Source organism: Tepidanaerobacter sp. GT38 (assembly GCF_021991635.1).
GTDB lineage: Bacteria > Bacillota > Thermosediminibacteria > Thermosediminibacterales > Tepidanaerobacteraceae > DTU063.
This window is the reverse complement of sequence record NZ_JAFFJA010000086.1, coordinates 1-20,020: the sequence shown is the minus strand read 5'-3', so window position 1 is coordinate 20,020 and position 20,020 is coordinate 1. Positions and strand designations below refer to the sequence as shown.

Here is a 20,020-nt window from a genome sequence, read left to right as displayed (position 1 = left end):
AGAATATTCTGCGGCGTTTGTGTTTTCTACCTAAATTACACCATAGGTGTCAATATCCAAGCCAGTACAAAGGCGCTAAATACACGAATGATTAAGCCGATGACTGCTGCTTGCATGGCTTCGCCGGTGGAAAGGTCTGATGCTTGAGCCCAAACAGCAGGAATTTGGGCAAAGGGAATTTGCAAAGGCAGACCTGATGCGGCAAGGATGAAGGAACCTATCGCAAAGCGTGGGGATATGTTTACAATGGTTTCAGTAAGTGTGTTCATAGCAAGGGTTGGTGATACAAGGATTGATTGCATACCGGTTTCTGGGTCAATGGATAAAGCAGAGAGAAAACTGCTCATGGCTGACTCAATCGCAGGCCAAATACCCATGTAAGTCAGTAAACCGATGATAGCGTATACAACTACAACAGCTGGAATTAACAATAAGAACATAAGCTCTGCACCTTCGCGGGCACCATTAAATATTGTCGGCACAATAGGAGTACTAGGAGTAAACCTGGGCATCTCGCTTATATCTTTATATTTAACATCCCTATATATGGTTTTGCTAAGCAAGAAGGGAACCACTACAACAGGAAGGAATACTCCAATAATTACTATTGGGAAAGCCCATATGCCAGCATTAGCAAAGGCAACTAATCCAAGCATAAAAGTTGAGAATGATTGCTGTGATTGGAACATAGTTGCAATGGCAATTTTTTGTTCGTCCTTTGTGGCTCCAGCTTTTTTGAGAGCAGGACCGGTAATTCTTCCCGCAGCATTTATATCGCCCAATATGTTGTAAATCGCAGGTACAATGATGAGGGGAGTAATTTTCATTATTTTTGCAACTGGAGTGAAAATACGTATTAATGCATCGGTAAAGCCCAATCTTTCCAGTATGCGACCGGTCATAACACTCAAAATAACAGCTGTACCCAGGGAACCTGTAAGATAGACGTTAACAACAGGATTTACAGCGCTATTTTGCATAGCATTAAAACTGCCGCCAATGACCTCGGGCTTGACAAATAACAGAATTAGTGATACCAGGATTAGACCAATACCAACATATTCGATAGTAGTTATTTCGCGCTTTTGACTGGTAACTTGGTTTTCCTTAACAGCCATTAATAAAACCTCCTTTGAATTTAAAATTAAATTAAAGACATTGTTTAATGGTAAATGTTAAAATCAACTTTAACTTTTACCGAAAGTAAACACCCCCTTTATTAATCAAATAGTTTTATCAATCTCAACTAAACCGTCTTTGATTACCATTAGCACGGAATCAGTATCGGTAAAGTCAAAGACGGGAATACCCTTACAAATAATGATATCTGCTTTTTTAAGACGTGAAAGTGTGCCAATTTCAGCGTCAAGACCCATAACTTTAGCCGCGTTGGTTGTAATCATTTTCAGGCAGTCCACCTTTGAAAATCCGCGTTCGTGTAAGTATTCAAAAGTTGGTTTGCAGATTTTAAATAAGTCTTTTGGCCCTACTAATTCTATGTCGTCCATTCCCACTGCTTCAGGATGAACTGGCAGATATGCATCGGTAGCTATAGCCGTCGTAACACCGGCCTTTAATGATTGGTAGATTTCATCAGGTGTATTTGGAGCACTGCTTGTCCCACCATGAGGTGTAGCCACAAGGTAAATGTTTTTGCGTGCCATTTCATGAAATTGTTGTGGTGTTGCTCCATGGCCGTGATGTATCACATCACCATTGGCACTCATGAAAAACTCAATATTTTCGGCACCTTCTATATGGGCTCCTATTTTTTTGCCTATAGAATGAAAGATATTAACTATCCTTGAAATATCTTGCCTATCAAGAATGCGCTTACCGCCATTTGGTACCAGGTGAGTAGGTAAATTAGCTACTGTAGCTGTGATAAAAATATTCTCACCAGGAAATTCGCTTTGGACTGCAAGCCCGGCATAATGGGCATCGCCTAAATCATCAAATGTTATGCTGCGTCCGGGCCTAAGGGCTGAGGTATATGCTAAAGGTTCTGTTCCAACACAACATGTGCCTGTCGCAAATTTTACGGTCAAAGCCGTATGGCGAGCTGCCTCTTTTAATTCTCCGATAGTCGTTGACAAAACTGGGTGTCCCAAAATATGCTCACCTAGAGTAGTAATACCACTTTTTAAACAGTCAAGATAATTTGATATAGCAGCCATTTTTTGGGATTTGCCAACGGTTTTGTGGACGCCTTCGGTAGCGTATTCACCTAAATGGGTATGGCAGTCGACAAGGCCGGGCATTACTACAAGTCCTTCGGCATCTATTACTTTACGAGCGTCAAGCTTTTCTGCAATATTGTTTTCCACAATGTCTGCAATAAGCCCATCTTTAATCAATAGAGATTTATTTAGTTCCTTGGTAGAGTCCATTGTAAGTAAGCGGCCGTTTTTAATAATCAAATCCCACAAGAGAATCACTCCAAAAATGCAATTATTTCTTATTTATCAGATAGTTTTCAGTAATATATTTGGCGTATTCCTTAATATTGGCTGAACCAAAATCTTTTAGCGGTATAGAGCATATCCTCTCTCTGAACAATACAACTTCAATATCTTCAGGCAAGTAGTGCCTTAATGCGTAGGCCAGAGGTAGTCCATTTTCAAAGATCTCTAAAGCATGAGAGTTACCGCAAATAAAGTTTAGCCCCATTTCTTCGGCCTTTTTAACTAAAGCGCTGTCTTTTTTTACCCGGCTAATGGTAGCTAAAACAGTATCTATTTCGGGATGCTCTTCTTTTGCTTTCACAAGATGTTCTGGTGTAAATCCGGTATGTGGGAAAATATGAAGAATAGTATTTACCGGACTTTCCGGTGTTCCTAAAAGAATTTCGCCTTGTATTGCTGTTGCAGAATCTTTCATTTCGCTACTAAAATAAGTTCTTTCCACATTCATAACGCTCTGTTCTTTTTCCATGTCCATCATCTTGTTTAGACGCTCTAAAATATCGCCTAATGTTTTAATCTCGTCAAGAGCTTTACCTACATACATGATGTTTCCGGGGATGCCTCCGTATCTTATATCAACTCTAAAAGGCTTGTGGCCGTGAATGTAGGAAATGCCCGGGTGCAGACCGTGAAATGCTTCGTGAAGTTCAAAAACAGCAACGTTGTAGAGGCTTAAATAATACTTTAGGGTTACTCCTCCTGAATTTGCGGCATCCGCAATGGGGTGGTGTGCTACTATAGCATCTACTCCAGTGGCCCCGGCTAATTCAATATTGCCTTCAGTTAAAGTCATCGTTACGGCAATTTTTTTAATTTCAGCTTCTGGGTCTCCGTAGACAAGGCCGGGAGTTTCCATAACTGATTTCCCAGGAATATTAGATGATTTCATAACCACAAATGGGTTTTTGCCTGTAAAAATATCATCTATACCTTTTACTACTCTCCCCCCTGTAATATTGTCCAACACCTCGACTAAATCTTTTACCTTCATAAAGGAAACCTCCTTAATTTGTAGTTTTTAGGGCATGTAATCATTGCTAAGTTATTAGAAAATTAAGTAAAATTAACCTCTTTTTCATAGCGATGTTTTGCTCAAATAGTTAATACAAATGAATGACAATACACATACCAATAAGTTTGAGGCTGAATATCCACTCATCAATGATGAGCTATCACTTTAACAGTTCGACACAAAATTCAAAAATCCTTCCATAATTTTGAATTAGGAGTAAAATTTTTCTTATTAAATTTATTTAACGTTACAGATAATTTAAGTACAAATAAAGGCCGCCAAATAAATACCTCTCAAAAGAAAATTATGCTATCATTCCTAAAAGAGACTTTAAGAAAACAGCATAACAGTTCTCCTAAAGGTATTTATTTGACGGCCTCGAACCATCCTTGCGGATCTTTCTTATCCAGTCACATATTAAATTTTTCACAAATCCTTAATATAAAAATACACGATTTATGAAAAGTTGTCAATAGTCTTTAAAAAATTTTCTACTGGCTGGACTGTGATTATTATGGTACCGGCTAATTGATTTACAGGGTCATAATCTTTTAGAATTGTGCGGATTTTTAATCGAAATCTTTCCTCAAAGCGTTCCTTGAATCTAATTTTAAATTCATTTAACAGCGCCAAGTCCATCAATCTGGCTGTAAAAGCATCTTTCTCATCTACATGTTTTAATACGGAAATTCTGCGGTTTAATGCTAGAATGATAATCTTATCACCTAAAATGTCAATTTTCTGCCAATCCAGTCCTCTGCCATACATTTCTTCATTAATCTGGTTATTGATTTTAATGACTTCCTGTTTAAAATCACCGATACTCTTCAAAGGCCCAACTCCTTTGCTTATATACTATTACAGTATATTATTAAGTTCTCAGTAAATATTCTACAAAAAATAAATTTGTCCTTCTATTTGAAAGCGCTAAATAATGTAACAACAGACTGGGGGTATGAATAGTATGAAATGAACGGTTAATTTTATTGGGAGGTTGATTGCAAATGAAGGTGGGGATTGAACTTTATGTTCAGAGGGCGGTCTATATTATGGATAACAATTTTTTAAGATTAAAAGTTTTGAACAATAGCAAATTAATAGAAGAGAGCTGTTCAGAAGATATTTTTGAAATTTTTGGAACAATTTTACCTGGAAAAAGATTAGCTGCTGTGGGAAGAAAGAGCAAATATGACTCCAACTATCTGATGGGTAGAATTTTTGAAGCTCACCCGTCATCGCCAATTAATTTTTTATTTATTGACCCAGAAGATGACATAAAACTTGTTATGGAAACGAATATATGGCTTGATCCTGGAATTTTGGTGCAAGATGTTATGTTAAGATTTAATTCAGACAAACGTAGTTTAGAAATTCCACTAAATCGACCTGATGTTAAAATTGATTGGCGAAGTCGTGGAACTTTTGCAATTGATATAGGAGATTTTATAAAAGAGTTAAATGCTGCCAGAATAACAGTATAATTTTTTTGCCCTTGAAAACAGGGGCATTTTTTATGCTCAAAATGGGAATGGATAATATAGGGAAGGATTCGAAATACTATTAATGTACGTCAGACAGTTGATTTTGTATCTATAAAAAATAAAATGTAAGGAGTGCGGACATGAACATTGCTATATTATCCACCTATTTCCCACGGGAGTGTGGAATAGCATCCTTTTCCGGAGATTTAAGAGAAAATCTAATGCTGTGGGGAGAAGATGTATCAATTTTTGCAATCAGTGACAAAAAAGGTTTATATAATTATCCTCAGGAAGTAGTCTTTGAATTAGAAGAAAATAATAGGGACCACTATGCTATTGCGGCGCAATTTGCCAATAATTCGGATATAGACTTGGTCTTTGTAGAACATGAGTATGGGATATTCGGCGGCGATGATGGCGAATATGTGCTAGACTTTGTAGAAAATCTTGAAAAGCCCTTTATACTGAACACACATACAGTATTGCCTGAACCTGATTTTCATAAGCGAAGAATACTATCAAAACTAGGGCAAAAATCTACAGCCGTCATATGTATGACCCGACGTTCTGCGGAGCTGTTAAATAAGGTATACAATATTCCAATGCAAAAGATATATATGGTTCATCACGGAGTACCGGAATTTAAAGAAAAGCCCAGAGATATTATCAAAAGAGCTTATGGCATTGAAAATAGGCCATTAGTAGTGACTTTTGGTTTTTTGGGACCAGGTAAAGGGATAGAACTGGGCATAAAGGCAATATCTTATTTAAAAGACAAATACCCGGATATTATTTATTTGGTGGCAGGGGAAACTCATCCCAATTTAAAGAAAAAAATGGGGGAGGCTTACAGAGAGTCCCTGGTGGAGCTGATACAGGAGTTGGGAGTGGATGACAATATAAAATTTATTAACAAATACCTCAGCCTTGAAGAGCTGGGAGAAGTGCTTTACATGGCTGATGTTTACCTGACACCATACCCCCATCGGCATCAAGCAGTAAGCGGCACTTTATCTTTTGCCATTGGGTGTGGTAGGGCCATAGTCTCTACCCCTTACGATTATGCTTTAGAAGTTCTGGCAGACGGCAGAGGCCTTATAGCCTCAAATGCTGATTCTGAAGAGTTGGCATCACTCATAGACAAGATCCTTTCAGATCCTCAGCTAAAAGAGCAGCTGGAAAAAAATGCCGGCAAATTGGGCAAGACTATGACATGGCCTCAAGTAGGAAAAAAATATGTAAACATAATAAAAACAATCCTGGAACCTAAAGTCCGCAGCGAGGTGTTTTAATGTGTATGGCCATTTCAAGCGCATGACAGATTCTACTGGGATTATCCAGTTTAGCGATAAATCAGATCCGGTTATCGAAAGCGGGTATACGGTAGATGACAACGCTCGAGCGCTGATCGTTGCTATAGGCATGGAAGAAATGGAGCGGGAAAGACTCATTAAAACATATACGAAATTTTTACAGGAAGCTCAAAATCCAGATGGCACATGGCAAAACTTAAAAGTTTTTGATAAATATTATACAGTGATTAATTCGGAGGACAGTATAGGTAGAGGCGTACTTGCAGCAAGCTTTGCTGCCAGTTGTAGCATAACAGAAACCCAAAAGGCAGCAAAGCAGATGCTAAAGCGCGTAATGCCAAAGGCGCTGCAGGTCAACTCTCCCCGCGCTATAGCATACGTACTGCTGGGAATAGTTAAAATGATAGTGTCATTAGAAAACATAAATATAATACCGCAAGGAAAATATCTCGCTTATAAATTATTAAAACATTATGAGTTAAATCGAGGAACAAATTGGCACTGGTTTGAAGACAGATTAACTTACTGCAATGCTGTGCTGCCCCATGCGCTGTTTAGTTATTATGCTGTTTGCCAAGATGAGAAGGTGCTTACAGTCGCTAAAAACACTTTAAGTTTTCTTACAGATTCCCTTTTTCAAAAGGGATATCTCAACATCGTTGGCAATCAAGGCTGGTGGATTAAAAAGAGTCATATACCACCCTATGATCAGCAGCCGGTAGATGCCGCGTCAGTAGTACTGGCATGCTTACAGGCATATGTTGTAACCGGAGAGAAAGGATATATAGAAATGTCTCAAATGGCATATGATTGGTATTGGGGAAAAAACATCAACAAACTTCCGCTATACAACGAAAAAACCCAGGGGTGCCACGATGCATTAGTTCCCGATGGGGTAAACCTAAATCAAGGGGCGGAAGCAGTAATCTCCTTTTTAATGGCACACCAAGTTTTACACGATATTAAAACAAAAGGACAACGAGAATTATTAATTCCTGCAGTATAGGAGGGGCGTCGTTATTGGGTCAAAGTGAGATACTTTTTAACGAAACAATAAGCCGAGTAAAGGCAAAGCTAAATACAATAGGTGATATTGATATAGTAATAGGTATCCCCTTTTATAATGAAGGGGATACCTTAAAAAACGTTATATCTGTTGCAAAGCAAAGCCTTATGACAAATAAGCGTAAACTTATATTGTGTGTAGGTGATCCGGCTGGCAGAGAAGCCCTTGAGATTATAAGACAAAATTTTGCTAGCGAAGTAGTGAGTTTTTTAATGCCACCAGGTGCCAATGGGCGTGGGTACAGTATCAGAGCCATATTTGAACTTGCCCACTTTTTTAAATCAGATGTGGTGCTTTTAGAAGCGGATTTGGTAAGCCGGGGAGAATATGGTATAAAGCCTGACTGGGTTGATCGGATGGCAAATCCCATTTTTGAAGATTATCATATGTCAGTTGCAAGTTTCAAGCGTCATGTTTTTGAAGACATTGTTGGCAACATCTTGGTTGCGCCTCTGATTGCGGCTCTTTATGAAACTAAATTCAGGGACCCTTTAAGCGGTGTTTTTGCAATCAGCCACGATTTAGTAGGAGAATTATGCACTCGGTTTGACCAAAACAGAGAACTTTTGGGCGGATATGGCATTAATCCTTGGCTTATAACTACAGCATTAAAATTAAATAAGAAAGTATGTGAGGTCAATCTTGGTGCAAAGCTATCTCCAGTATCTGATGGCAAAAGATACGTTGTTACAAAGGAAATGCTAAAGGCCTTGTTTGAATGTATCAGGCGAGATGAGGATTTATGGCTTAAGGATTCGAAAATTATAAAAGCACCGGATATTTTTGAAACAGAGCAGGACGACGTACCTTTGAAAGTTTGCTGTAATTACAAAGAATATTTAGACTTGTTCTTAGAAGGCATGTGCCACTATGACAACCTTTTACAAAAGGTATTGAGCCAAGAAGTGCTCATGTATATGGAAAATATGACAAAGCCATACGGCACTTCCGATTATTCTCCCGATACCTGGGCGAAAATCGCTTATGGGTTTATACTCACTCACAATTTTAGTCCGCAAATCTCACAGGAGGATTTAATAGAAAGTTTTTTTGCTATATTTAACGGCATGGTGGCATCTCTGATAAGACAAAGTGAAAAGATAAAAAATGCCTTTGGCGAAACTGATGTTTATATAGAAGATATCATATCATCTCATATTGAGGATATTTATAAAAAGACTGTGGTGGCCTTTATAAAAAACAAATCTCATTTTTTAAAAGCTTGGCGCCAAAAAGCGGAAGCCTCTACCCCTGCGCTTACGCTGCTTGATTATTTGGAATTCATACCCGGAGTTCCTATTGTGCTGCCTAAGACATTATATGGGAGGCACAACCGGGAAGTTGCCACAAGCAAAGTCTTTAAAAGGCTCCAAAAAAAATATAATGATGCCTTTATATCCTTTATAAAAACTATTAACCTGGAGGAGAACGCTTCATCACGGGAAATCGGTAAGCGTCTGACCAAATTCATGGAAGAACTGGAACACACCATAGACAGCCTTTGCCCTGGAGATTTGTACAGTTTAGAAGGCACACGGGAAGTAGTAAATCACATTTTTAAAATTTTTCCCCATAACAAGGTCTTAGCCGTAAAATGGCAAGTCCTCAGGAAGTTGTTGCAAGAGTATCCTCCGGGAAACTTGATTTTGAGAATGGGCTTTAAAAGTTTGCGTGAACTCTTAGATAAAATGGATGAGCGGGAGATACTTACACTTGCTACTTTTACAGAAGACAAAGATTATTTTGACAGAATCTTTTACTGGCTTAAGGACAACTTGAGAACCGATAGCTTTGAAGAAGTTGAACTTTTGCCGATGGTAGTTGACAGGACGAATTTTAACGGTTATAGAGAGCTGCGTGAGATTTCAGATTTGAACCGCTTGACGGCACGGATCCCAGTTATGAACCTAGGGAAGGGCATGGGAGGAAACTATCCTAAACTTAGATATTTTACCCGTATCGCCAAAAGCATCATTGAAGCGGAACATTTTTCAGGCCTTTGGAGAAATTATGCCAGGGAACGGAAGGAAGTAGGTCGCAAATTTGTCAATTCCATCTTAGGCCACTATGGCAAAGCAATGTTTTCTGCCCATCACATTTTTGAAAACTGGCACCATCGAGAGCTGGTATCAAGGCTTGAGACTATTGCAGATAACCTTCGCGAAATGAACAGGGAAAGTGATGCGCAAAACATCGATACAATGATAAAGGGATACGGCCTAAGTTTAGTTTTAAACGATGGCACTTTTATGCCGTGCTCTGCCTGGACCTGGGCCAGCTTTAGCTTTAAGGGAGGAGATGGAATACCGACTCCCCTTTTCCTGCATGTTGAGAGAGACTGGTTTAATCACGATTTACTCGAAGAAATTTATAAAGAAATGGGATATAATCCCGATGAAATCCTTGAGCAGGTATTTAAGTATATAAGTCAAGGTTATGAAAGCATTGATTTAGCCAAAGTCTTATTAGGAGTAAAACCGTACCGTGAAGAAGTAGTAATTCAGGAGTTTGATTACTGGCCCAAAGCTAAGGATTTAAAACGCTACAGCGATGTGCCTATACTTATGCCCATTAAAGAACACTGGTGGGAAAGTCGATATGTTTTAAACACGGCGGCCTTGAGAATTAAAGATAAGGTATACCTCCTTTATAGGGCATTTGGTGATGATGAAATTTCGAGGATTGGGCTTGCGATAACTGACGGCTACAGAATTATTGAAAGATTAAAAGACCCCATATTTGTGCCGGAACTGAAAGAAGAGAAGAAAGGCTGCGAAGATCCGAGGACAGTAATAATTAATGATGAAATATTCATGCTCTATACCGCTTATGATGGGGTGGTAGCCCAGATTGCGTCAGCATCAATCTCCGTAGAGGATTTCTTAAATAAGAGATTTGATCGCTGGAAAAGGCGGGGCCTTGCTTTTCCCGGGTTGTGGGATAAAGATGCCATATTGTTTCCCGAAAAAATTGACGGGAAATATGTAATATACCACCGCATTGAACCGAGTATATGGATAGCATATTCTGATGAGCTGGCATTCCCATGGCCCCGAAGCGGCCACAAGATAATTATGGGACCCCGTTCTGGAATGATGTGGGACTCACTGAAAATAGGAGCCGGTGCGCAGCCCATAAAAACTCGCTATGGCTGGCTGCTAATATACCATGGAGTTGACCAAGACATGGTATACCGACTGGGTGTAATGCTGGCAGATTTAAAAGACCCCGGTAGGCTTTTATACCGCTCGCCAAACCCCACATTATCGCCAAAGACTCAATACGAAATAGGTAGGAAAGATGAATATTGGGTGCCGAATGTAGTATTTACATGTGGTGCCGTTCCCGCTGAAGATAAGGAGATTCTTGACGTAGATGATGAAATCTTAGTTTATTACGGTGCTTCAGATACCTATATCTGCCTTGCAACGGGAACCGTAGGGGACATGATCCCTGAACAGGTCCGAGAAAGGATCATAAACAGAAAGTAAATTAGAGACGGTGTGTCACAGGGAGTTTAAATTATCAAATCCCTGTGACATTTTTAATGCTTTTTTGCCGTAATGTGGGATTTATATAATTTTTTGTGAAAAAGTAAAGATATTGTCTGGATATATCTTTCATGTTTTGTCAGCTTGTCTAATAACAGTATTCAAATGTTGAGAATAAGTTATATTTGATGATATATTTAAAATACCGACGAAGTATGAGAAATTATAGATTTAAAGCAATTATTTTGAAGGATTTTCAGTATAGACGTCGAAGTTAAAAATAAATGAATGTAGACATTTGGAGTGATTATGTTGATTGAGATGTATGGGGTTACGAAAATATATCCGGGTGGTCAAGTTGCCCTTAAAGATATAAATTTAAAAATATCCAAGGGAGAGTTTGTCTTTATTGTTGGGCCCAGTGGCGCAGGTAAGTCTACATTAATCAAGCTAATTTTTCGAGAAGAAGTGCCTACAAGAGGACAAATTTTTTTCGCCGGGAAAAACATATCAAGACTTAAACGCAGAGAAGTTCCATATTTAAGACGCCGTATTGGCATTGTGTTTCAAGACTTTAGGCTGTTACCGGAAAAGACTGTTTATGAGAATGTGGCTTTTGCAATGGAAGTCGTTGAAGCAAGTTATAAAGACATTAAAAGGAAAGTCCCTCAAACACTAGAGCGGGTAGGCTTATTACATAAAGCAAATGCTAGGCCTTCGGAACTTTCCGGAGGAGAGCAACAACGAGTTGCTTTGGCAAGAGCATTAGTAAACAATCCTGACATTTTGGTAGCCGACGAGCCTACAGGCAATCTCGATCCAGATACCTCATGGGATATCATGAACTATCTAGATGATATTAATAAGCGGGGAACTACGATAATAGTTGCTACTCATGCCAGGGAATTGGTTGATTCTATGAAAAAAAGAGTAATACAGCTGGAAAAAGGCAGCTTGGTAAGGGATGAAGAGAGAGGGGTATACGGTAAATGAAACTCAGGACTATAAAGTATTTTTTCAGAGAATCCTTTACCAGCCTTATAAGAAACAGGTGGATGAGCCTTGCTTCCATCGGGGCTGTAGCGTCTGCTCTCATTATTTTAGGCTCTTTCTTACTTTTATCTGTTAATTTTGACTATATATTAAAAGATGTGGAATCACAAGTGGAGATTACGGCATATCTGGAAGATTCTGTAGATGAAGCTGATATAACTAAGCTGAATAATGGTATCGCAGCCATAGAGGGCGTTAAGGAGATAAAATTTATTTCAAAGGAAGAAGCTATTGAAGAATTTAAGGAACAAGTAGGAAGAGAGATTCTAGAAGGCATTGAAAACCCCCTTCCTAATTCTTTCAGGATAAAAGTAAATGATCCCCATGAAGTGGCTGCCATTGCTGAGAAAATTCAGCGATTTGCCGGAATCGATGAGGTAAAATACGGTAAAGGAATTGTTGAAAAACTATTTAACATCATTCACTGGGTAAGAATAATCGGCATGGTAATAATGGCTGTATTTGCGGCTGTTTCCATATTTATCATTTCTAATACTATTAGGCTTACGGTTTTTGCACGTCGACGCGAGATTAATATTATGAAGTACATTGGCGCTACCGATTGGTTCGTGCGCTGGCCCTTTCTGATAGAAGGTATGGTGCTGGGATTAATAGGTTCATCACTGGCTATAGGTATTTTAGCCGTAGCGTATAATTACCTATATATTGCAGTTAAAATAAACATTCCCATGATAGCTCTGCTGCCAATAGAGCAATTTTATGATTATGCTCTTGGGTTTTTAGGCATTGGCATGCTAATTGGAGCTTTTGGCAGTAGTTTTTCCATAAAGCGGTTCTTGAATGTCTAACCCTTTGAGAGGAGGAAGAGGATGAACCGGAAAAGGCAGAGACTGGTCGCTGGTATTTTGCTGTTTATAATGATGATTGTAACTGTTCCTGCGATTGCTAGCGAAATTGACGATTTGCGCAATCAACAGAAACTCATCAATAATGAAATTGAGAATCTCAAAAATAATATAAAAGAAGTTGATAAAAACGCGAAAAATGTGGCACAGGAGATTGTAGAGTTAGATCAGAAATTAAGTGAGGCACAGAAAGAGTTAGCAGCTACCGAAGCTAAGCTGAAAGAGACTCAACAAAAACTTGAAAATACAAAGGAAGAACTAAAACAAGCTGAAGAACGGGTAAAAGAACAACAGGACGATTTAAATGTCAGATTAAAGACAATGTATAAGACTGGTCCCGTTGATTATATTGAGGTGCTTTTAGGTTCCTCAAGTTTTTCTGATTTTTTAACAAGACTTGATATTGTAAAACGGATTATAGAGGCTGATAAAAATTTACTTGCTGAGTTTAGACTGAGACAAGAAGAAGTGGCACAAAAAAAGGCAGAACTTGAAGAACAGGAAAGACAAATAGCGGCCCAGCGTGACAATATAAATGCAAGGCGGCAACAGATAGTCGCTTATCGAGGAAGTCGCCAGAGGTTAATGGCGCAGCTTGAAAAGCAGAAAAAAGAGTACGAGCTCCAAGTGGCCAAGCTTCAGAAGGATTCAGAAAATCTTCGCCGCCAAATCCTAGCATGGGAGATGAAAAATCAAAAAGGCTATTTTGGAACAGGAGTGTTCCTTTGGCCGGCACCTAGCTCTAAGGCAGTCACTTCAGACTTTGGTTGGCGCATACACCCAATTTTCAAAACCAAGCGCTTTCATGATGGTATAGATATTGGAGCACCAATGGGAGCAGATGTGTTGGCAGCTGATGATGGTGAAGTAATATTTGCAGGGTCTTACGGCGGTTATGGCAATACAATCATAGTTAGCCACGGCGGCGGTATTTCAACCCAGTACTCACATCTTTCTAAAATACTGGTAGGGGTCGGTAAAAAAGTTTTAAAAGGTGACAAAATCGGTTTAGTTGGCAGTACAGGTTGGTCGACTGGTCCCCACCTGCATTTTAGTGTAATAAAAAACGGAGAATACGTTAGCCCTTGGAATTGGTTAAAATAAATGTTATAATGGTAAATACTAAATACTTAACCGGGTGGGAATACATATGAAAGATTACAAAGCAAGACTTTTGTTAAAAGTAGCGATATTGTGTATAGCAGTATCGCTGCTTTCGTTTTTTGCTGGGATTACTTTGGGAAAAACATCTTCGTACAAAAACAGCGACAATGATGATATTGTGGCTGCTGCCGTAACTGAAGAGGCTAATATAGACCATTTAAAGCCTATTTCGGATGTTATGGAACTTATAAAGAATAAGTATATAGAAGATGTGGATACCGAGAAACTCATTGAAGGTGCTATCAAAGGGATGGTTGATTCCCTTGAGGATCCTTACTCTGTTTACATGAATGAGTCGGAATTCCGAGATTTTATAACTGCTTTAGACGGGGCTTTCGGTGGAGTAGGAATAGTTTTGAGCACCGATGAAAACACCGGTGATATCATAGTAGTTTCTCCCATTGAAGGGACTCCTGCTTACAAAGCAGGTATCCTCCCCAGAGATATAATAGTTAAAGTTGACGATGTAGATTTAACCGGAAAGAGTCTTGATGATGCTGTAAGACTTTTGAGAGGCGAGAAAGGCACGCAAGTGACAGTGTATGTCAAAAGGGACAATGCTCAGGAATTGTTAAAATTTCAATTGACCAGGGATGACATTCGGGTCACCACAGTAAATCACGAAGTGCTGGATGACAATATAGGGTATATCAAAATTACGTCTTTTGATTCCAAAACATACAATGAATTTAGACAAACACTGGACAGTTTGAAAGCACAAGGCATAAAAGGATTGGTGCTGGACCTTAGAAATAACCCGGGTGGTTCCCTTTATGAATCAGTTATGATAGCAGATGAAATATTAGGGAAGGGGATAATTGTTTACACCGAAGATAGGAATAAAAACAGATTGGAAGAATATTTTTCTGATGAAGAGAAAATTTCTATGCCACTTGTTGTCTTGATAAACGAAAACAGTGCAAGTGCATCAGAAATTGTAGCTGGAGCAATTAAAGACCACAAGGCGGGTATATTGGTAGGCACAAAGACATTTGGGAAAGGATCTGTCCAGGAGGTTCAGCCCTTTGAGAACAAAACCGGCATGAAGCTGACAATTGCTAAATATTATTTGCCTAGCGGACGGTGCATTGATGGCACAGGGATAGAACCGGATATAGAGGTTAAACTTGATAAGGAGACGGGTATTTTTAATGTGCCTCGAGAAAAAGATAAGCAGCTGTTAAAGGCCATTGAAATCCTTAAATCTCCCGAGTAGCCGGGCTACAGGAGCGATGAATGTGTTCCCTTTAGGAAAAATTATTATTTTAATTTTACAGGGCATACCATCAGCTTTTATGAATCCTTTTTTTTGGTTAGTTATTTTCATCGTATGGAGTCAATATCAGAGAGCTGCCACATTGGAAAAAAATTTATTTGGAACTGAAAAAATAAGTCCCAAGGATAAAACCCTTTATGCGGTGTTTTACGGTATTTTTGGCGGTATTTTGGGCAGTTTAATTGTTATGATACTAGGTATAAGCATAACAGAAGCCGGCTTGGTATATGTGTGGCCTTTAGCATTAATTTTGGCTCTTATTGACCCGCATTTAATGTGCTTTTCTTACGCTGGCGGTATAGTTGCGCTTTTTTCCCTGTTGACGGGTTTTATCAGAATTGATGTAGCTGGCCTTATGGGCCTAGTAGCAGTGCTTCACTTTGTAGAGAGTGTCTTAATATATTTTGCAGGTCATATAAATGCAACACCCATTTTTATAAAGGACAAGAAATATGGCGTCATTGGTGGATTTTCCTTACAGGAGTTTTGGCCTGTTCCTATTATGTTGCTGACTATCATTACAGGAGATTTTCCCACTGTGGATGCAGTTCAAATGCCCGATTGGTGGCCCATAATAAGGCCTCCAGCTCATATTTTACAAAACAGCCAGGCCATATACTTGATGCTGCCGGTTGTGGCAGCATTGGGATATGGAGACATAGCCCTTACCAAGACTCCTAAAAACCGCTGTAAATCCTCAGCCGTAAATTTGCTGTTGTTTAGCTCTATACTGCTTATACTTTCAATTTTGGCGTCTCGATACAGGATATTCGCATTTGTTGCAGCTGTTTTTGCACCAGCAGCCCACGAACTTTTAATAATTTCCTCAAAAAAATCAGAGCAGACACATAAGCCCTTATTTATTCCACCTGAGAAGGGTGAAATAGTTTTAGACGTAATTAAAAATTCGCCAGCAGAAAAAATTGGTTTGCGTTCCGGAGATATTATCCTTTCCATAAATGGAAAGGAATTGGATGAACCAGGCAAGTTTCAGCAGATATTATCGGGCTACCCCACCTATATATGGATAACAGCAATCACGCCAGAAGGAAAAATTAAAGAATTGGAAATAAATGCATTTCCAAATGGATTAAATACCATTGGAGCAATTTTAGTTCCAAAAAATTTTTCCGAATCTTATGTGGTCCTCGAGAAGAAAAATTTAATAGATAAGATAAGAGGTTTGTTCAAGAAGCGGAATGCTTAACCTGGGCAGGATGAGGTTAAAAGCTTCAACATTTCCAATGCCGGATCGATTATAGGGAAAGTTAGCCTTTTGGAAAGTTCGGCCTGAAGATAGGGCAGATGAGTACAACCCAAAATCAGGCAATCGGCATCAAATCTTTCAATTCCGAGAGAAATCAGGTCAAATTTATCAATGATAGTTGCAGGCGGTTTTCTTTCTTCAATAGCCTTTATAACAGGCAGCATTGACATACCCATTATATCTATGGCTGGGTTTTGCTTGTAGAAGATATATTCGATGGTAGAAAGGCATTGGCCGTTGGCGGCCCAAATAGTAATTTTATTATATTTAGTGGCAAGATTTTGGTAGATATCAAGGGGTGTTACTATAATCGAGTTTGGCTGTTTGCTTCGTATAAATTTGATATCTATTGCTGATGAAAGGGAATTGCAATAAATCATGGTGCGATATATACTTTGAGTCTCAAAATCTCTTATAATATCTATAACTTTTTGAGTAAGGTACTCTGGCTCTAAAAACTGAAGGCGATTTTGCTCTTCAGGGCTACAGGCAGTTGCATAACCGATAGCTTCAAAACCATGTTTTTTTACAAAGTCAACCCCCATCTCGGTATCAACAGGGGTACCGGCAATTACACCAATTTTTACAGGGCTATTCATAAAATCCACTCCAAATCTATATTATTATATTTTATAAATCCTTCTTAAATTTTAATAAGGTGAAGGTGAAAAGAACAAATCTTTTCACCTTCACCTAAACTTTTAATTAAAACTTATTCAAAAGCAGGTATTACAGCTCCTTTGTATTCTTCTTCAATGAATTTTTTCACTTCTGGGGAGTTTAAGGCCTCTGAAAGTTTAACGATTTCAGGTCGATTTTCATCACCTTTGCGAACAGCAAGAATATTTACATATGGATTATCTTTGGGAGATTCAAGGACTAATGCGTCTTCCGTAGGAACAAGTTTGGCCTCCAGTGCATAATTGGAATTGATGACTGCTGCATCTACATCTCCTAAAACCCTCGGCAGCGTGGCGGCTTCCAGTTCGGTTATTTTTAGATTTTTGGGATTTTCAGCGATGTCATAAACTGTTGCATTTATACCTACGCCGTCTTTAATTTTTAAAAGCCCCGCCTGCTGCAGTAAAATAAGTGCTCTTCCGCCGTTTGTTGGGTCGTTAGGTATTGCAATCTCTGCACCGTCTTTGAGTTCGCTGAGGTTTTTAACTTTTTCAGAATAAACACCCATAGGTTCTATGTGGACTTTAGCTGTATAAGTAAGGTCCAGTTTGTGCTCTTTCGAAAAGCTTTCTAAATAGGGAATATGCTGGAAGTAGTTAGCGTCTAGGTCTTTATCTGCAAGCCTCAAATTTGGCTGATTGTAATCGGCAAACTCTACAATTTGAAGTTCAATTCCTTCTTCTGCAAGGATAGGTTTTACAACGTTTAAAATTTCCGCGTGAGGAACTGGAGAAGCACCCACCTTAAGGATCATAGGCTTTGTGTTGTCAGAACTTTCATTTTGTGCTTGATTTGAATTTTGTGCAGAGCCGCAGCTTACGACCAGTAAAGCAATTAATGCTAGTGAAATAATAGAAATTATTTTTTTTGCCATTTGAATTCCTCCTTACTTGGGTTTTTAAAATATTTATTGGTGTTAATTAGCGGTTTTTGGATAAATGCCTTACAAAAGCATCGCCCGCCATTTGTATTAGCTGTACCATTACTACTAAAATGGCTACCGTGTAAAGCATGATGTCGGGGCGGAACCGATTATATCCAAATCTTACGGCCACATCCCCCAGACCACCCCCTCCAATTACACCCGCCATAGCGGAGTAGCCTACTAAATTTATGGTAGTTATAGTAATTCCTGAAACAATAGAAGGTAGGCTCTCTGGTAGCAGAACTTTTGTTATTATTTGAAAGGGAGATGCTCCCATAGACTGTGCTGCTTCTATAACACCTTTAGGTACTTCTCTTAATGCATTTTCAGTGAGTCTCCCAACTAGCGGTACAGCAGCAATTGATAAAGGTACGATGGCTGCAGTAGTTCCTATAGCTTTACCTACAATAAGCTTTGTAAAGGGCAGTAGAAGAATCAGTAGTATCACAAAAGGAATAGACCTAATAATATTTACTATCCAAGATAAAATTTCATTTAATATGTCGCTTTTTAAAAATTGCTGCTTATCGGTTACAAATAGTAAAACACCTAGCGGTATGCCAAAGAATGTGGCTATAGCCACGGAAGAAAAAACCATATATATAGATTCCCAGGTGGAAACCAACAGCAGGTTTAAAATGTCAGACATTTTCAATCACCTCTACTTTTAGTCCAAGTCCTTTAAGATAATTCAAGGCTTCATTTGCTGCTCCGTTTTGCCCTTTAAGCTCTACTACCAATACACCATAAGGATCCTCCTGGATGTAATCAATATTCCCAAAAAGGATATTAGCATCTACACCGAATTTCTTGACTAACGAAGCGATTATGGGTTGTGTAGTTATGTGCCCGAAAAAACCGATTTTAACGATCCTGCCTTCCAAATTGTCATGTTCCAGTTGCCGTATACGGTCTTTTAGCTCATCAGGCAGTTCGGATAAAGTGATATTTTTTAAGAAATTCTTAGCTGTTTCAGTCTTAGGATTTGAAAAAACTTCAAGAACCGGTCCCTGTTCCACTACTCTACTTTTCTCTATGACAGCCACTGAATGACAAATCTGTTTTATTACATGCATTTCGTGTGTGATGAGGACAATTGTAAGCCCCAGCTTTATATTTATATCCTTTAATAGATTGAGTATAGAAAGTGTAGTTTGAGGGTCCAATGCAGAAGTTGCTTCATCACAGAGCAGAACTTTCGGATCATTGGCCAAGGCCCTGGCTATACCTACACGCTGTTTTTGACCACCTGAAAGTTGTGATGGGTAACTGTTGGCCTTGTCGGCGAGACCTACCAATTCTAAGAGATTGTCTACCTTTTCTTTTATAGTTTTTTTATCCACCCCGGCTATTTCTAAAGGGAATGCAATATTTCCCCAAACAGTCCTTGAAGCAAGTAGATTAAAGTGCTGAAATATCATTCCTATTTTTTTTCTGTACTCTTTTAATTCGTGAGGGGACAGTTTGGTCATGTCGACTCCGTCAATTTCTATGGTCCCAGAAGTGGGAGTTTCCAGCATATTGATGCACCTTAAGAGGGTGCTTTTTCCTGCACCGCTTAATCCAATGACACCAAATATCTCGCCTTGTCTTATGTGTAGATTAACATCTTCTAGTGCTTTAACATCACCTGAATCAGAGTGATAGATCTTAGTGAGGTTCTTTATGTGTATCATGTTAGACAACTCTCCTCGTTTAAAAATTAAAAAACCCCTTCTGACACCATGAAGAAGAGGTTTTATAATCGCTCTCTCATCTGTCAGAACTATTGTTCTGCAGGAATTAGCACCGCTGCAGTGTAAAAGATACTGCCGGTTGCCGGGCGTCATTGGGCCAGTCCCTCAGCCACTCTTGATAAGAGTTTCAATTCCTTTGCTATTTAATTTTATTGCTCTTAATATTAGCACGGTTTTTTTGTTTTGTCAATAAAATTTGGAGCGTGTGTTGTTATTCTGTGATA

Annotated in this window: 17 protein-coding genes and 1 riboswitch; of the genes, 9 read left to right on the top strand and 8 right to left on the bottom strand. The window is 38.9% G+C overall.

Annotation, left to right across the window (positions count from 1 at the left end; all coding sequences use genetic code 11):
* Positions 1 to 35: 35 nt before the first annotated feature.
* The 4 genes from JT739_RS10725 to JT739_RS10710 all read right to left on the bottom strand — a co-directional run bounded on the left by JT739_RS10725 (position 36) and on the right by JT739_RS10710 (position 4,308).
* The gene (locus tag JT739_RS10725; protein ID WP_237661116.1) at positions 36 to 1,118 is read right to left on the bottom strand and encodes a hypothetical protein; all 1,083 of its coding nucleotides are present in this window, start codon (positions 1,116 to 1,118) and stop codon (positions 36 to 38) included.
* A 105-nt stretch (positions 1,119 to 1,223) separates the two neighbouring features.
* Positions 1,224 to 2,438 (bottom strand): amidohydrolase family protein, encoded by a 1,215-nt coding sequence (locus JT739_RS10720; RefSeq protein WP_237661115.1) that lies wholly within the window; start codon positions 2,436 to 2,438, stop codon positions 1,224 to 1,226.
* A 13-nt stretch (positions 2,439 to 2,451) separates the two neighbouring features.
* The gene (locus JT739_RS10715; RefSeq protein ID WP_237661114.1) at positions 2,452 to 3,456 is read right to left on the bottom strand and encodes a Nif3-like dinuclear metal center hexameric protein; all 1,005 of its coding nucleotides are present in this window, start codon (positions 3,454 to 3,456) and stop codon (positions 2,452 to 2,454) included.
* Positions 3,457 to 3,933: 477 nt separating this feature from the next.
* Positions 3,934 to 4,308, bottom strand: a complete 375-nt coding sequence (locus tag JT739_RS10710) for a Na-translocating system protein MpsC family protein (protein WP_237661113.1) — start codon at positions 4,306 to 4,308, stop codon at positions 3,934 to 3,936.
* A 173-nt stretch (positions 4,309 to 4,481) separates the two neighbouring features.
* Between JT739_RS10710 and JT739_RS10705 the strand changes: the two genes are divergently transcribed.
* From JT739_RS10705 to JT739_RS10665, 9 genes are all read left to right on the top strand, one after another.
* Positions 4,482 to 4,958 carry a hypothetical protein gene (locus JT739_RS10705; protein ID WP_237661112.1) on the top strand — a complete coding sequence of 159 codons (477 nt, stop codon included), beginning with the start codon at positions 4,482 to 4,484 and terminating at the stop codon, positions 4,956 to 4,958.
* Between the two features lie 140 nt (positions 4,959 to 5,098).
* A complete protein-coding gene (locus JT739_RS10700; protein ID WP_237661111.1) occupies positions 5,099 to 6,250 on the top strand; it encodes a glycosyltransferase family 4 protein in 1,152 nt (383 codons plus the stop codon).
* Position 6,251: 1 nt separating this feature from the next.
* Positions 6,252 to 7,277, top strand: a complete 1,026-nt coding sequence (locus JT739_RS10695; RefSeq protein WP_237661110.1) for a hypothetical protein — start codon at positions 6,252 to 6,254, stop codon at positions 7,275 to 7,277.
* Between the two features lie 14 nt (positions 7,278 to 7,291).
* Positions 7,292 to 10,828, top strand: coding sequence for a glycosidase (locus tag JT739_RS10690; RefSeq protein WP_237661109.1), 3,537 nt, complete (start codon positions 7,292 to 7,294; stop codon positions 10,826 to 10,828).
* Between the two features lie 312 nt (positions 10,829 to 11,140).
* On the top strand, positions 11,141 to 11,821 hold the full coding sequence (gene ftsE, locus JT739_RS10685; protein WP_370642657.1) for a cell division ATP-binding protein FtsE: 681 nt from the start codon (positions 11,141 to 11,143) through the stop codon (positions 11,819 to 11,821).
* Positions 11,818 to 12,690: a permease-like cell division protein FtsX gene (gene ftsX, locus JT739_RS10680; RefSeq protein ID WP_237661108.1), complete on the top strand. Its 873-nt coding sequence runs from the start codon at positions 11,818 to 11,820 to the stop codon at positions 12,688 to 12,690. Before ftsE ends, ftsX begins: the two co-directional genes overlap by 4 nt.
* Positions 12,691 to 12,711: 21 nt before the next feature.
* On the top strand, positions 12,712 to 13,851 hold the full coding sequence (locus JT739_RS10675) for a murein hydrolase activator EnvC (RefSeq protein WP_237661107.1): 1,140 nt from the start codon (positions 12,712 to 12,714) through the stop codon (positions 13,849 to 13,851).
* 46 nt (positions 13,852 to 13,897) lie between these two features.
* Positions 13,898 to 15,127, top strand: coding sequence for a S41 family peptidase (locus tag JT739_RS10670; RefSeq protein ID WP_237661106.1), 1,230 nt, complete (start codon positions 13,898 to 13,900; stop codon positions 15,125 to 15,127).
* A gap of 142 nt (positions 15,128 to 15,269) precedes the next feature.
* Positions 15,270 to 16,394 carry a PDZ domain-containing protein gene (locus JT739_RS10665; RefSeq protein WP_237661105.1) on the top strand — a complete coding sequence of 375 codons (1,125 nt, stop codon included), beginning with the start codon at positions 15,270 to 15,272 and terminating at the stop codon, positions 16,392 to 16,394.
* Here JT739_RS10665 and JT739_RS10660 read toward each other — a convergent pair.
* The 4 genes from JT739_RS10660 to JT739_RS10645 all read right to left on the bottom strand — a co-directional run bounded on the left by JT739_RS10660 (position 16,391) and on the right by JT739_RS10645 (position 19,736).
* Positions 16,391 to 17,053: an aspartate/glutamate racemase family protein gene (locus JT739_RS10660; RefSeq protein WP_237661104.1), complete on the bottom strand. Its 663-nt coding sequence runs from the start codon at positions 17,051 to 17,053 to the stop codon at positions 16,391 to 16,393. The genes JT739_RS10665 and JT739_RS10660 overlap by 4 nt on opposite strands.
* A 113-nt stretch (positions 17,054 to 17,166) precedes the next feature.
* Positions 17,167 to 18,009, bottom strand: coding sequence for a MetQ/NlpA family ABC transporter substrate-binding protein (locus tag JT739_RS10655; protein ID WP_237661103.1), 843 nt, complete (start codon positions 18,007 to 18,009; stop codon positions 17,167 to 17,169).
* 46 nt (positions 18,010 to 18,055) lie between these two features.
* Positions 18,056 to 18,709: a methionine ABC transporter permease gene (locus JT739_RS10650; protein ID WP_237661102.1), complete on the bottom strand. Its 654-nt coding sequence runs from the start codon at positions 18,707 to 18,709 to the stop codon at positions 18,056 to 18,058.
* Positions 18,702 to 19,736 carry a methionine ABC transporter ATP-binding protein gene (locus JT739_RS10645; RefSeq protein WP_237661101.1) on the bottom strand — a complete coding sequence of 345 codons (1,035 nt, stop codon included), beginning with the start codon at positions 19,734 to 19,736 and terminating at the stop codon, positions 18,702 to 18,704. The genes JT739_RS10650 and JT739_RS10645 overlap by 8 nt, the downstream gene beginning before the upstream one ends.
* Positions 19,737 to 19,809: 73 nt before the next feature.
* Positions 19,810 to 19,921: riboswitch (SAM riboswitch) on the bottom strand.
* Positions 19,922 to 20,020 lie beyond the last annotated feature (99 nt).